General features: G+C 74.1%; 8 protein-coding genes and 2 tRNA genes. 2 read left to right on the top strand and 8 right to left on the bottom strand.

The genetic code is table 11. The annotated features are described in order from the left end of the window. Positions 1-25: 25 nt before the first annotated feature. From rpmG to ACZ4FV_RS08325, 8 genes are all read right to left on the bottom strand, one after another. Complete coding sequence (gene rpmG, locus ACZ4FV_RS08360) at positions 26-190, bottom strand: 50S ribosomal protein L33 (protein ID WP_004571794.1); 165 nt, start codon at positions 188-190, stop codon at positions 26-28. Between the two features lie 76 nt (positions 191-266). Further along, positions 267-342: transfer RNA gene (locus ACZ4FV_RS08355), tRNA-Met, on the bottom strand. A 45-nt stretch (positions 343-387) separates the two neighbouring features. After that, a tRNA-Thr gene (locus ACZ4FV_RS08350) sits at positions 388-460 on the bottom strand. 68 nt (positions 461-528) lie between these two features. Then, positions 529-2,346 carry a hypothetical protein gene (locus ACZ4FV_RS08345; protein ID WP_395871714.1) on the bottom strand — a complete coding sequence of 606 codons (1,818 nt, stop codon included), beginning with the start codon at positions 2,344-2,346 and terminating at the stop codon, positions 529-531. Continuing rightward, positions 2,343-5,987 (bottom strand): vWA domain-containing protein, encoded by a 3,645-nt coding sequence (locus ACZ4FV_RS08340; RefSeq protein WP_465322212.1) that lies wholly within the window; start codon positions 5,985-5,987, stop codon positions 2,343-2,345. The genes ACZ4FV_RS08345 and ACZ4FV_RS08340 overlap by 4 nt, the downstream gene beginning before the upstream one ends. Positions 5,988-5,991: 4 nt before the next feature. Then, positions 5,992-7,152, bottom strand: coding sequence for an ATP-binding protein (locus ACZ4FV_RS08335; RefSeq protein WP_465322211.1), 1,161 nt, complete (start codon positions 7,150-7,152; stop codon positions 5,992-5,994). Beyond that, on the bottom strand, positions 7,152-12,032 hold the full coding sequence (locus ACZ4FV_RS08330) for a hypothetical protein (RefSeq protein ID WP_395871720.1): 4,881 nt from the start codon (positions 12,030-12,032) through the stop codon (positions 7,152-7,154). Before ACZ4FV_RS08330 ends, ACZ4FV_RS08335 begins: the two co-directional genes overlap by 1 nt. Beyond that, positions 12,029-12,880: a DUF4132 domain-containing protein gene (locus ACZ4FV_RS08325; protein WP_395871722.1), complete on the bottom strand. Its 852-nt coding sequence runs from the start codon at positions 12,878-12,880 to the stop codon at positions 12,029-12,031. Before ACZ4FV_RS08325 ends, ACZ4FV_RS08330 begins: the two co-directional genes overlap by 4 nt. Before the next feature lie 224 nt (positions 12,881-13,104). On the opposite strand from ACZ4FV_RS08325, the gene ACZ4FV_RS08320 reads away from it, so the two are divergent. Together ACZ4FV_RS08320 and ACZ4FV_RS08315 are read left to right on the top strand one after the other, a co-directional pair. Continuing rightward, a complete protein-coding gene (locus tag ACZ4FV_RS08320; protein WP_395871724.1) occupies positions 13,105-13,428 on the top strand; it encodes a hypothetical protein in 324 nt (107 codons plus the stop codon). Between the two features lie 119 nt (positions 13,429-13,547). Continuing rightward, complete coding sequence (locus tag ACZ4FV_RS08315; protein ID WP_395871726.1) at positions 13,548-13,790, top strand: chaplin; 243 nt, start codon at positions 13,548-13,550, stop codon at positions 13,788-13,790. The last annotated feature ends 88 nt before the right edge of the window (positions 13,791-13,878 follow it).

Genomic DNA, 13,878 nt, shown 5'->3' with positions numbered 1-13,878 from the left:
CTCGTCGGTGTCGTGGTGCGAACCGCTAGCGGGTTTCGCGGTGCGCGGTGTGCGCGTTGCAGCGGGGGCAGTGCTTCTTCATCTCAAGACGGTCCGGGTCGTTACGCCGGTTCTTCTTGGTGATGTAGTTCCGCTCCTTGCACTCCACGCAGGCCAGCGTGATCTTCGGGCGGACGTCGGTGGCAGCCACTGGAGTGCCTTCCTTGCGGTCAGGGGTGAATACAGCAAAAGCAGCCGATGCGGAGTCTCCCCCGAATCGGCTCGCTTGGTAGCGGCGACCGGACTTGAACCGGTGACACAGCGATTATGAGCCGCTTGCTCTACCGTCTGAGCTACGCCGCCTCAACGAGGCCCCCGCCTGTTCCCAGGCGGGGATCCCATCGTCTGAGCCCCAATACGGAATCGAACCGTAGACCTTCTCCTTACCATGGAGACGCTCTACCGACTGAGCTATTGGGGCGAGCAGGAAAACCATACACGCTGCCCGTCACCGATCGGAAATCGATTGGCGCAACGCCCCCGGCTCGACTACTCGGTGGACCAAACAGACCTGGTCAGAGCCCCTTCGACGGTTTGCGCGTACACGGCGGCGGCCAGCCACGCAGCGGACAAAAGGTCGTTGTCGCCCGTGCGAAGACGCCCGAAAACATCCCGTTCGCGGCCCGCCGCGACGTGCGTGAGGCGCTCGACCAGATCCGCCCCCGTGGTCAGTCCGACCCGGCGCAGTCGGGCGGTGTCGCCGGCGGTGGAGCCGGCCAGGGCGAGTACCGGCCGGCCGCCGCTGATCGCGCGTTCGACGTGACGGTGCATCAGGTACAGCGGGGCGGGCGACGGTTCCTCGGCAGCGCCGGTCGGCGCCCCGGCCGGCGCTGCACTCGGGAGGTCGGCACGATGCAGCCGGTCCAGGCCCAGGTCGATCCGGCCCAGCCGCTCCTCGGTCAGCCGCAGGGTGGGCCCGTCCCCCGGTGGGATGCCGATCGCCAGCACCCGGACCGCGCGGTCGGCACCGGGTTCGAGCCGACCGATCAGCCGCAGCCGCAGGCCGGGGCAGGTTGCCAGCAGGCGCAGGTTGTCCCGGTAGGCGAAGGCGGGGTCGGCGTGCGCGACCAGCAGGTGCACATCCAGTTCGCCGCACGCGGCGTGCACCCGGTCCCGGGCGCCGGCGGTGGTGCCGAGCACGGTGACGTCGAGGAAGAGCAGGTCGGCGCCGGCGGGACGGTCGTCGGGGGGCAGGTCGCGATGACCCACCACGCGGTCGACCTGGGCGGGCAGCGGGACCTCCCACAGATCGCGCAGGGGTTCCTCGGTCCAGGCCACGCCGCTCGCCCGTGCCGCGCGCACGCCCTGGCCGGCGCCCAGTCGGCCGCCCGCGGACGCGGTGGCACCGGAGACGACCAGGCCCGCACGGGTCAACGCGACCGGGTCGATGGAGGTGTCGCCGACCCGGATCGCGCGGGTCGCGGCACCGACCGCGCGTTCGGCGCCGCCGGGTGCGACGTCGCCGATCGTGCGCAGCGTGCCGGTGGAGTCCACAGTGGTGGTCACCGCGCCCGCGAAGCCGCGTGCGGTCAGCACCGGTTCGGTGAACAGGCCGTACAGGCGCAGCGAACCGGCCGCGGCGTAGGCCCGGCGGGAGGTGCCGCGCAACGCCTCGAGCGCCTGCGCGGCCTCGCCCGTCGAGGTCCGCAACGCATGGGCGACGTCGAGCAGTTCGCGCAGTGCGGCGACCAGCTCGGCGAGCCGGTACGCGGGATCGTCGGCGCGGGCGGCGCGCAGCCCGGTGGCCACCGCGACGGCGGCGGCGGACGCGCGGTGCAGTCCGGCCAGACGCGCGGTGTGCGCGGCGCGCAGCAGGCCGGCCTGGAGCACCGCGCCGGCGCTGTCCAGGCCGGCGTCCACGATCGCGGCGCCGGCGGTCCACAGCGCGTCGGCGGCGGCGCGTTCGGCGTCGGTGGGGCCGGCGGGTTCGGCGCCGATGGGTTCGACGGCCTCGGTCGGCGCCGCGGTCCCGGCCGGGTCCGTGGTCTCGGTGCCGGCGTCGGCGCCGGGTGTGCCTTCGGCGACCGGGGCCGAGGCGGCGGCCGCGGCGCGGTGTACGCAGGCGGGTGCGAGCAGGCACGAGCAGCGCAGGTCGGCGGTGGTGGTGACCGCCCCGGTCGGGATGTACAGGGTCAGTTCGGCGTCGTCGCCGACGGTGATCCGCACGGTGTCGCCGTCGCGTTCGACCGCGCACGCGGCGAGTTTGCCGATCGCGGCGTCCAGGCGTTTGCGCAGGCGCGGGGTGAGTGCCTCGACGATGTCGGCGGTGACGTCCGGCGCGACGGGTGGCAGGCCCTGCGTGCTCATCGGACCTTCTCTCCGACCCAGCGGGCCAGTTCGGTGGGGCTCAGGGCGGCGACCGGCATGCCGGCGGCGACGAGGCTGCCGGCGACGGCGGTGGAGTAGCGCGGCCGGCCCGCGTCGTCCAGGCTCGCGCAGCCGAGGATGTGGCAGCCGGAGGAGGCCAGCGCACGCACCTCGCCGAGCAGGCCGCCCAACGGGTAGCCCTCCTCGAAGTCGCTGATCACGGTGATCAGCGTGCGGGAGGGCACGGTGACCAGTTCGCGGGCGGCCCGCAGGCCGGCGGCGATGTGCGTGCCGCCGCCGACGTTCACCTCCAGGAGCAGGCCGAGCGGGTCGTGCACATGCTCGGTGAGGTCGATCACCTCGGTGGAGAAGGCCAGGAAGTGCGTGCTCAGCGACGGGACGCCGGCCAGGATCGACGCGGTGAGCGCGGACCAGATGGTGGAGGCCTCCATCGAGCCGGACACGTCGACGACCAGGATCAGCCGCCAGTCGTTGCTGCGGCTCGCGCGGGTCCTGAAGATCGGCCGCTCCGGGACCACGACCACGGTGCCCTCCGGGTTGCGGCGGGCGGTGGTGAGGTTGGCGCGGAGGGTGCGCGGCAGGTCGAGCGCGCCGCCGGGGCGGCGGGTCGGGCGCGGTGTGGTGATGCCGGTCAGGGCGGGTCGCAGGCGGGTGGCGAGTTCGCGGGTGAGCTCGGCGACGATCCGGGCGATCAGCGGGCGCAGCAGCGCGAGTTTGCCCTCGGGGAGGCCGCCGGCGTGGGCCAGGACGGTCTTGAGCAGGTCCACGGAGGGGCGGGCGGCGGCCGGGTCGAGGTGGGTGAGCACGTCGGTGCGCCCGGCCGCCGCGGCGGCGGCCAGCACCTCCTCGCGGACGGCGGGGCCGAACAGGGCGATCAGTTCCTCGGACCATTCCCGCACGCCCGGGTAGGGGGCTTCCCGGCCGCCGCGGTCGCCGTCGCCGAGGTCGCCCCGGGCACCTTCGCCTCGGCCGGTGCCGTAGAGCTCGTCGAGCGCGGTGGCCATCCGGGCGGCGTTGCCCGGGAGGCGGTCGGAGCGGCGGCCGAGAATGAGCTTCCAGCGCTGGGCGCTCGGGATTTCGTGGGCGGGTGGCGGGATTGCGGTCCGGTGGGCCGGCAATTGTGCGCCCTCGCCCACCGGTTGCGCGGAATTCGGAGGCTGCGGTGTTACGGCGCCGGGCGAGCCGATCTCGTCTCGCGACGCGCCGGCGGTGGGTTCGGGTGGGGGTAGCAGGCCGCGTCGGGTGAGGGCTTCGCGGGCGGCCAGGTCGGCACCGGTCCAGCGGGCCAGTTCGAGCGGGTCGGTGTCGGTGTCGACGCGGTCGCCCAGGTGGTCGGCCACCGCGTCCAGTACCCGGTCGCGGGCCGCGGGGCTGAGCGTGTCGAAGCCGCCGCGCAGCGCCGGCAGGCGCTCCAGGAACGGGCGGTCGGCGAGGGTGTCGACGCGGTCCAGGAGCGCGGTCGACACCGGGCCGCCGGTTTGCAGCAGCGGGCCGGCCGCGGTGAGCAGGCCGGTGAGTCGACGGGTCAGGTCGGCGCGGGCCGCGGGAGTGGTCGCGGTGTCGATCCAGGAGCCGATCCGGTCGCCGAGGACGACCGCGTCCTCGTGCCCGAGCAGGACCCGGATCGCACCGGCGGCGGCGGACATCAGCGGCGAACCGTCGGCGGCCAGCCGGGCCAGTCCGGTGGACAGCCGCAGTCCGCCGAAAGCGTCGGCGCGCCCGGCCAGATCGGCCAGGGCTCGCGCGTCGGCGGGATCGTCGGATCCGTCCAGGCCGTCGAGGTGGCGGACGGCGGCGGTGAGCAGGGTCCGGGTGATGTCGGGTCCCCCGGCGGAGCCGGACTTCGAGTCGACCGCCTTCGGGTCGGCGTCCGCCGTCTCGTTGCCCGGCGCGTCGTTGCCCGGCTCGGACTCGGATGCCGCCTCGGGCTCGGGTGCGGGCTCCGGTGCGACGCCCAGGTGGCCCGCGTGGATGCGGTCGGTCAGGGTCAGCGCGGTGAGCAGGTTCGGAAGGGTGGCGATGCCGGGGAGGGTGTCGGCGGTCTCGGTCAGCCGGGTCGCGGTGAGCTCGGTCAGGCCGCACGCGGCGGCGCGTTCGAGCCCGGTGAGGATCTGTTCGGCGGTGGGGCCGCCCTCGTCGAGTTCGGTCCGGTGCCGCGCGCGCAGGGTGCCTTCGGCGGCCTGTTCGGGGGTCACGCCGCGCGTGCCGGCCGCGTCCAGCAGTGCCGCGGCGGACGGTGTCCAGCGCACCCGCCAGCGGGTGGTGACCGCGTCCGCACCGCCCGCGCCGACCACCGCGACCGGTTCGGCGTACGGGATCCGACAGGTCGTCAGTTGTTGCAGGAGCAGTTCGCGGCGCCGATCCAGGTCGCTGCGCAGCGGGTCCAGGCGCAGGTCGCGTTCGGCCGGGTCGGCGGGGCCGGGCAGGCCGAGTTCGGCGATCCGGCGTTCGACCTCGGGGCCCAGGCCGCTGCGCGGCGCGGCCGGCGCGGGGCGGCCGGCCCGGGTGCCGACCAGAACGTGTTCGAGCGCGCGGGCCACCGAGCGGCCCCGGCCCAGCGGCTCGCCGTGCGTGAGCACGGTCTGCACCGCCTCGAGCAGTTCGCCGCGGCCCGCCGCGGGCAGCCCGCGCAGGTTGGCCAGGTCGCCGGCGAGCCGGACGATCTCGCGGGCGTCGGCCGGCCCGCTGGGGTGACCCTGGCGGCGCAGTTCGGCGCAGATCCGGACGGCCGCGGCGATCAGCGCCTCGTACAGCGCGGCCGGGTCGCCGCCGGATTCCAGCACACTCTGCTGCCACTCCGGGTCGCGGATGCCGGCCGGGTAGCCGGAGCGCGCGTCCAGGAGCGGGTAGGTGTACGGGATCAGCGACATCGTGACGTCGGCGATCTCGGCGGCGGGCGCGACGGTGTCCTGGTCGAGCAGGGCCGGCGCGTGGAAGGCGCCGAGCACCACCGCGGCGCGCGCGCCGCCGGCGGTCGCCTCGCGCAGGGTGGCGCGCATCCACGCCTCGCGGCGCAGGTCGACCGGGTCCACGCTGCCCGCGTCGCGGCGCAGTGCCCAGCCGACGGTGAGCGCCGCCCGGCGGATCGCCTCGGCGGGCGAGCCGGGTGCGGTGGCCTCGACCAGCCGGTCCCACAGGTCGTCGCCGGCGCGGCCGGTGAGCCGGTCGCGCAGCGCGGCGTGCAGTGTCCCCGCGCCGTGTGCCGCGCCGTCGCCGGCGTCCGCGGGCACGTGGTCGGTGCGGTCCCATCCGGGGTGCCCCAGCGGAAGGTCGCACGGGATCGCGGGGACGCCGTTGCGGGCGGCCCAGCGCAGGGCGGCCAGCTCCGGCGAGAAGTCGGCGAACGGGTAGAAGCCGAGCCCGTTCGGCCCGGTCCCGGCCAGTGCGATCGGAGCCCGGGTGTCCTTGTGCGCGAGCCACTCCAGCCAGGGCGCGGCCTCGTGCGGCAGTTCGACGAGCAGGACCTCGGGGCGGGCCGCGTCCAGCAGGGCCGGGACGGCGGCGGCGAGCGAGGGGGCGTGGTGGCGCACGCCGATCAGGTAGGGCTGCCGGGACGCGGCCAGGCGCTCGGCGGCGGGACGGGCCTCGTCGATGGGCCCGTCCGTACGTGTGGTCGACACCTCGTCAGCCCTCCAGGACTCCGCGCAGGTCCCACAGGGTGCGCCAGGTGGCCGAGCCGTGTTCCGCGCGGCGGCGCACCGCCGCGTCCCAGTAGGACAGGAGCCGGGCGGCGTCGGCCGGGTCGTCCTTCTTCGCGACGCCGAGCAGGTGTCCCGGGAGCAGGCTCAGCACGTCCCGGTCGCCCGGGAAGTACGCCGCGGCCAGCGCGAGCGAGGAGGCCACCGAGACCGCCTCGGCGGTGCTCAGCACGGTGGACGGGCGTTCGATCTCCCAGCCCTCGGCGGAGCGGCCGGTGCGCAGGTCGCGGAACGCGGTGACCAGTACCTCCAGGACCGTGTCGTCGACGGCGTACGCGGTCCCGGTGCGCTCCACCGCGGCCTTGGCCTGGCGGCGGACCAGCGCGATCTCCGCGTCGTGGTCGCCGATCGGGCCGACCGTCTCGAAGTTGAACCGGCGCTTGAGCGCGGCGGACATCTCCGAGACACCCCGGTCGCGCAGGTTCGCGGTGGCGATCAGGGTGAAGCCCGGCGCGGCGTGTACCTGCGCGTCGGTGCCGCCCGCGAGTTCGGGCACCGCGATCCGGCGCTCGGAGAGCAGCGACACCAGCGCGTCCTGCACCTCGGGCAGGCAGCGGGTGACCTCTTCGATCCGGGCCACCCCGCCGGTGGTCATCGCGGTGAGCACCGGCGAGGGCACCAGGGCGCCCCGGCTTGGGCCCTGGGCGAGCAGCAGCGCGTAGTTCCAGCCGTACTTGAGCTGGTCCTCGGTGGTGCCCGCGGTGCCCTGCACGGTGAGCCCGCTGGTGCCGCACACGGCGGCGGCCAGCAGTTCGGACAACATCGACTTCGCGGTCCCGGGCTCGCCGACCAGGAGCAGGCCGCGTTCGCCGGCGAGGGTGACCACGCAGCGCTCGACGAGGGCGCGTTCGCCGACGAACTTGGCGCCGATGGTCAGGGTGCGCGGCAAACCGTCGACCGGTTCGGGCAGCTTGAGTTCGTCGCCGCTGCCCATCACGAAGGTGACCACGGCGCGCGGGGTCAGCCGCCAGGCCGGCGGGCGCGGGCCGCGGTCGTAGGCGGCCAGGAAGGCGAGTTCGCTCGCGTACAGGTCCTCGGGGGGTTGTATCTGGCGCGCGCTCGCGGCGGATTCGGTTGCGGTTGCCATCAGCGGCGGCCCTTCCGGGTGGTGCGGGTGACGAGTTGTTCGAAGCCTGGCGCATCGCCGTCCTGCACCCGTCGCCAGGCCCGGTGGAACAGTTCGGGCACCGGGCATTCGGGCACGATCGTGGTGTGGGTGGGCGTCGCGTACAGCCCTTCCTTCCAGGTCTCCACGGGCAGTGCGGGGGCCTTGAGCGCGCTCCAGCCGCCGGGCAGGAACAGCGTGCGGCCGGCGCGCGAGCGCTTGGCCTCGACCACCAGGTCGGTGCCCGCGAGTTCGGTGCGGGCCTTCTTCAGGCGCGCGGGCTTCCAGCCGGTCCAGCGGGCGACGTGCCGGTCGGTGGGGTCGGGCAGGGCGAGCAGTTGCAGGTACAGGACCGCCGCGTCCTCGCCGATGCCGTGCGTCTTGGCCACCTCGGCGACCAGGTCGGGTACCGAGTACGCCGGGTCCTGCTGGATGCCGGGCGGGCCGTCGGCGCGCAGCAGTTCCTCGAAGGCCGGGTCCAGGATCCGGCGGAAGGACTTGAGGCCGGCAGAGTCGGCGGCGCCGCGGAGCGCGATCAGCCGGTCGAACCACGGGTCGTCGGCACCGGTGAAGCCGGCGGGTCGGACCTCGGCGAATTCGCTCTCGCCGTACCAGGGCCGGAGCCAGAAGCGGTCCTCGAGCCGGAGTATGCCGTCGGGGTCGCTGCCGCCGGTGGCGGGCAGTCCGACCGCCTCGCGCAGCAGGGCCGCGGTGTTGCCGCGCTCGGCGTACTCGATGTCCAGGTCGAACACCAGGCCCGGGTCGGCCAGTCGGGTGCGCAGCAGGCCGAGCACGTGCGGCAGGTGCGCGCGCAGCGGATCGCCGTAGGGCAGCCGGTAGGCGAGCCAGGCGAGCGCGGTCACGGTGGCCTTCAGGCCGTGGCCGCTGGGCACCGCCTCGCTGTCGGAGGCGCGCAGGCGGCCGTCCTTGTCCACCGTGTGGGTGGAGGTGCCGGTGATCCACTTGCACGATTCCGGGGTGAGCACGCTCTCGAACGATCCGGCGGACAGGCCCCGGACGTCCGCCGCGACGTCCTCGGGCAACCGGAGCACCCGGCCGAACGCGGTGTTCCAGGCGCGGCAGCCGGCCTCGATGTCGTGGCCCGTCGTCCACAGGGTGTGCACGTCCTCCGGGCGTTCGGGGATCAGCGCGCCCAGCACGCCGGCCCGCGCGCTGCCCTCCAGTCGGTCCAGCTGCGAGCGGGCGCTGTCGATCTCGGCCACCTTGAGCCGGAGCAGGGCCCGCTGGTCCTTGTCCAGGTCGCCGGCGGTCAGTCCGGTCAGCAACAGGCTCGCCTCGGCCCGGCCCAGGCCGGTGCCCTCCATCAGAGCGGTGACCGCCTCCGGCCGCCAGGTCAGCGGACCGTGTTCGCGGATCCCGCGCACCACGGCGGCGACCCGCTCCGGGGACATCGGCTCCACGTAGCGGTGTTCCTCGTGGGTGGTGAAGCCGTCGATCGCCGCGAACGTTCCCGAGGGGTCGTGGTCGAGCGCGGTCCAGTGCTCCTTGTCGTTGCCGTAGGTGTACTGGCTGTCCAGGATCACGATGGTGCGGTCGCCGCGGCGGATCACCCGGCCCCGGCGCTTGTTGTCCTTGTTCTTCTTGCGGCTGGGCTCGCACAGGGTGACCGAGCGCAGCGTCCCGGCGGGTGTGCCCAGCGGGCCGGCGGCGAGCGCCTCCAGTGCCACGAGCAGCGACGCGCGGTGCTCCTCGGAGGTGAACGGGGACAGCGCACGGGCGAGCATCGCGGCGCGGTGGTCGAGCAGTTCGTGCCAGGACATGTGCGGATCGGTGAGCCGGTCGGACTCGGTGGTCCACTCGGCCGGGCCGTCGGTGCGGGCCAGCATCGCGGCCACGGCGGTGATGTGGTTCATCGTGGTCCACGCGGCCGGGCTTGTGCCGTAGTGCCGGTATCCGCCGTTGCGCGCGATCCCGGCGAGGGCCGGGTGCAGTTCGGCGTCCTGGCCGTGCGCGGGGCCGGTGGGCACCACGCGGGCCTTGCGCTCCTTGACGGTGACCTTGCCGAAGTCGCGGAGTCTGCGGGCGAGTCGGGAGGTGTCCGCGGCCAGCCCGGCAACGCAGCGCACGAGTCCGGCGTGGCCGATCTCGGGCAGCAGTCGGCGCACCGGCTCGATCCGCACGGCGTCGGGTCGGCTCGGCTTGTTCTTGTCCTCGGACTTCTTGGCGATCGCGTACTCGGCCATCGCCCGCTCGTGGTCCGCGTGCACCTCGGCGACCAGTTCGGCGGCCCGCTCGGGGGTGAGCGCGCGCAGGGCCAACGAGCCGGCCTCGTCGCGCGGGCGCAGTGCGTGCCAGAACGCCGGCGGCGGGACGATCCGGCTGCCCAGGGCCAGGTCGCCGACGCCGCCCCGTTGGCCGCACTGGCCGAGCAGCACGTCGCCGGCCCACAGCGTCGCCTTACCGCCGCTCTCGACGACCGCCGTCGGGGCCGCGCCGCCGGGCAGGCGCAGCGCGCCGATCGGCACCTCCTGCGGCGTGTTGTCCCAGTGCCGCCGGTTGCGCACGGGCGCGCCGACGGTGCGGCCGTCCACGGAGCCGGCGGTGATCGTGTCCCCGTCGACGCGGACCCAGTGGCCGAGCAGTGTGCCGTCGGTGCCCAGCGGAGTGTTCTCCAGCCCGGGCAGCAGCGGCAGCAGTTCGCATCGGTCGGCCACCAACGCGCCGCCGTCGGCGACCGCGGCGGCGAACGGCGCGGGCAGCGAGACCCGGCCGTGGGTGCCGGTGGCCGGGTCGTACTCGGTCCACTTGCGGTCGCTGCGGTCGAAGTCGAGCGACCAGTGCGTGGTGCCGTCGGTGAGCACGCCCCGGCGCGGCGGCAGCTTGGTGTCGCCCGCGTACAGCGGCCGGCCGCCGGTGGTGCGGCCGCCGTCGGGCAGCGCGAGGGAGAGCATCGAGTTGGCGTCCGAGCCGCCGTTGGGGCTCTCGCCGGTGAGCGGGAAGGTCTCGGTCGGGCGCCCGGACCAGTACGCCTCCCAGTCGTACTCCTTGTTGTACCAGGCGACCAGGAGTTGTCCGTCGACATAGCGGAAGGCGGGGCGCTGCCACGAGATGCGCTCCTTGGGCAGCCGCGGCTCGTGGTCGAGCAGGATGCCCTCGGGGCCGACCACGACCGCGCGCTTGTCGGAGGAGAGCACCAGCGCGGGCCACGCCTCGTCGACCCGGATCTCGCTCTTGCGGCCGAAGAGGTCGATCGCCTCCTCCAGCGCGGGCCAGCCGAGTTCGTCGTAGACGCCGGCGCGCAGCGTGGTGGTCAGCAGGGCGACGGCGTCGAACGCGCGGATCCGGGAGACCAGGTCCGGGGTGACGTCCTCGACCACCTCGCGGAACTCGTTCAGTACCTTGAACTCGTGCTCGACGGTGGGCAGGCCGGCCGCCGAGGTGACCCGGGCGCCCTGCTCGGTCAGCCAGCGGGCGAGCACACCGCGCAGCACCGGGTGCGCGGCGGTGGCCGCGTGGTGGTTGCCCTTGAGGCCGCCGATCGCGGCCTGGAGCAGGGCGGTGTAGCGCTCGTCCGCGGCGACGTGGGCCAGTTCGCTGCGGCCCGGTTCCTGGTCGTTCCACCATTCGCCGAGGTCGATCGAACCCTTGGGGTCCGGGTCGGCCAGCGGTATGCGCTCGGACAGGGCCGTGTCGAGCAGGTCGATGTCCACGCTGGAGCGCCAGCCGTTGCCACTGAACAGGTCGACCGGCACCGCCTCGGCGCGCAGCGCGTCGGCCATCTCGGCGAGCAGCTTCGCGGTGCGCTCGCTGCGCGCGTTGTAGCGCCAGCCGCGCTGCCGGTGCGTGGACCAGCGGGTGACCCATTGGGCCCGGGCGCCGGCGACCAGGTCGCCGCCGACCAGCAGATCCAGGACTCCGGCTTCGGCGAGCAGGTCGAGCCACAGATCGTCGAGTTCGGCGTCCGGGGTCGAGCCGCCGGGGGTGGGCAGGATCTCCAGCAGCCGGACCCGGATCTCCGGCTCGGCGGCGGCCAGCGCCGCGATCGGCTTGCGGTTGACCTTCCAGAAGGACAGCGGCGCGCGGCCGATCGCGGGCGTAGCGAGCAGTTCGCGCAGCAGCGCGTGCTCCTCGGCGGTGTGGTCGCCGCCGGCCGCGCGGATCAACGCGCGGGCGTCCTCGGCCAGGCCCGCGTACGGCGGCATGCCCGCGGTGCAGCGCTCGACCGCGAGTTGGCGGAACTGCGCCCATGCCTCGATCGGACCCAGCCGCGCGGACAGTGCCTTGGCGTGTTCCTTGAGCGCCTTGGCGGTCAGCGCGCCGGCGAAGGCGAACTCCAGGAAGACCGCGCGCAACCGCTCCTCCTCGATCGGCAGGTTGTGCACCCGCTCGGCCTCGCGGGCCTTGCCGAAGAACGCGGACGCGTAGGTCGTGTTGTCGTGCTTGAGGAAGATCCGCGCGGCCTGCTCGTGGAAGGTGGGCAGGAAGTGCGGTACGGCCCGGCCCAGTCGGGTCGCGAGCTGGTCGAAGCCGTCCTTGGCCGCGCCGGGCTTGGTCTTGGCCTGCCGGTCCAGCCGCTCGATGTCACGGACCAGGGCCAGCGCGTGGTGGCCGTTCGCCGGGTCGTTGACCAGGGCCCAGGCCGGGAAGCCGAGCGCCTCGCGGCGGACCTGGCCGACCTCGGGCGCGTCCTGTTCGCGGGCCAGGCCCAGGAATCCGAGCGCCAGGTCCTCGGCCTCGCCCAGCGTCGCCGGGACCAGCCGGACGATCGGGCGGTCCTCGAACGCGGGGTGCAGGTAGGTGCGCACCGTGAGCGTGTCGATGTCGTCGCCGGTCAGGGTGCCGGCGGGCAGGATGCCGCCGGCGTCCAGCAGCACGCGGGACGGGTCGGGGGTGGTGCTCATGCCGCTTCCTCCGTGGTCTCGATCGTGCGGCCCGCGTACAGCGCGGCGCCCATGCGCATGCCTTCCGACCAGGCCACCGGCGGAACCCGGTCCAGGGTCAGCGTGCTGCCGCCCTCGGTCCAGGTGACCGAGCCGGTCTCGGTCGATTCGTAGCCGTCGTAGTCGCCCAGCCACATCCGGGCCTCGACCTCGCGGTCGCCGTCCAGCACCGCGCACACGGCCTGGCCGCCGCGCACCTGGTAGCCCAGTTGGGTGGCCCGGCCGATCAGGAAGCGCAACTGGTCGTAGCGCCCGCCGGAGAACTCCTCGATGCCGCTGCGGGTGCCGTCCAGGTCGGCGGGTCGGTGCCACACCTCGCGGTAGAGCTGCTGTACCCGCTGCTCGACGCCCAGTTCGACGGCGAACTCGCGCAGATCCTCCAAGTCCTCCAGCAGCACCGGGTGCGGGATCCGCACGGTCCGCGCGTCGAGGTAGACGGTGTCGCCGTCGGGGTCGACGATGCCGACGCCGCGCTCGGGGTCCGCGCCGCGCAGAAATCCGGCCACGTCGGCGCCGTCGGCGGTGACCACCAGATCGCGCAGTACCCGCTGCCAGGACGGATCCGGCCACACCCGGGACAACACCGCGACCGGGACCGGGAGCGAGCCGATCATCCAGCGCTCGACCGCGTCCTGGCACGAGCGGTCGTGCCGCTCCAGCCACTCGACGAGCTGTCGCAGGCCCACCACGGCCGGGTCCTCGGCGAGTTTCCCGGGCACCGACTTCAGTTGCCGCCCCTTGGCATTGCGGCACACCACCTTGCCGTCCTGCACGGCGACCTCATAGTCGCCCGCCCGGATCCATCCCACGATCGTTCCCTCCACAGCTCTTCGCGAATGTCGGTGACACCCCGTCAAATGCCAAGCGGCACAAGGCGCTCGGCGCCGGTGACCAGGTTGGCGGGAACGTTAGCCGCCGATTCCGACAGCGCCGTCACCCGCCAGGATGAAACCCCGGGGAAATCCGCCTTCGATGGCCGAATATCGCGCCCGAGAGGCAAACTCGGGGCGGCGCTTGGACTAACTTGCGTGGAATGACAGTGCCCGCCGCACCCCGAGGTCTGCGCAGCCTGATTCCCGGTCCCGGGCCGGAAGGGGATCCCGGCGCCACGGCCGGCGGTACGGCCGCCGGCGCGCCGATCTCGGCCTGCCCGGTGTCGCAGCCGGCCGAACCCGCGCCGGTCGCGGCGCGTACCCGCTCGATGCTGGACGCGCTGGCGCCGGTAGCGGTGCCGCGCGCGGTCGCCGAGGCGTCCGCGGACGTGTTGTGCGCGCTGGCCGCGACCGCGCCCGCGGAACTCGCGCAGGTGGCCCAGGAACTGGCTCTGCGGCTGCGCGCCGCCGCCCATCCGGCGTAACTTCACCGATCACGACCGCTCGTTCGGCCGTGTCGCCGTATCCGACGGCAGGTTGGCGCGTTGTTCAGGATCCACCCGCCGCGGGTGGGACCTGTACGAACCGAAAGGACCGACACAAGATGTCGCGTATCGCCAAGGCCGCAGTCCTGACCGCCACCGTGGGCGCCGCTCTCGCGGGCGCTGCCGGGCCCGCCATGGCCGGCTCCGAGGCGGACGGCGCGGCCGTGGGCTCGCCCGGCGTGCTCTCCGGCAACAACATCCAGGTTCCGGTTCACGTCCCGGTCAACTTGTGCGGCAACACCGTGAACATCATCGCGGCGCTCAACCCCACCATCGGCAACACCTGCATCAACGGCGGCTGACGTCGACATCGGCTGACGAACACTTCGGCCCCGCTCGGTGCGTTCTTCCACGCATCGAGCGGGGCCGCGTCGTGTGCCGCGACGACCG

Source organism: Embleya sp. NPDC025285 (genome assembly GCF_055558835.1).
The sequence above is the reverse complement of the archived record's forward strand: the minus strand, read 5'-3'. Positions and strand labels throughout refer to the sequence as shown.

Excerpts from the sequence above, each read along its gene's own strand:
- ACZ4FV_RS08345 (WP_395871714.1), bottom strand. The coding sequence starts at position 2,346 with ATGAGCACGCAGGGCCTGCCACCCGTCGCGCCGGACGTCACCGCCGAC.
- ACZ4FV_RS08330 (WP_395871720.1), bottom strand. The coding sequence starts at position 12,032 with ATGAGCACCACCCCCGACCCGTCCCGCGTGCTGCTGGACGCCGGCGGC.
- ACZ4FV_RS08315 (WP_395871726.1), top strand. The coding sequence starts at position 13,548 with ATGTCGCGTATCGCCAAGGCCGCAGTCCTGACCGCCACCGTGGGCGCC.
- ACZ4FV_RS08335 (WP_465322211.1), bottom strand. The coding sequence starts at position 7,152 with ATGGCAACCGCAACCGAATCCGCCGCGAGCGCGCGCCAGATACAACCC.
- ACZ4FV_RS08320 (WP_395871724.1), top strand. The coding sequence starts at position 13,105 with ATGACAGTGCCCGCCGCACCCCGAGGTCTGCGCAGCCTGATTCCCGGT.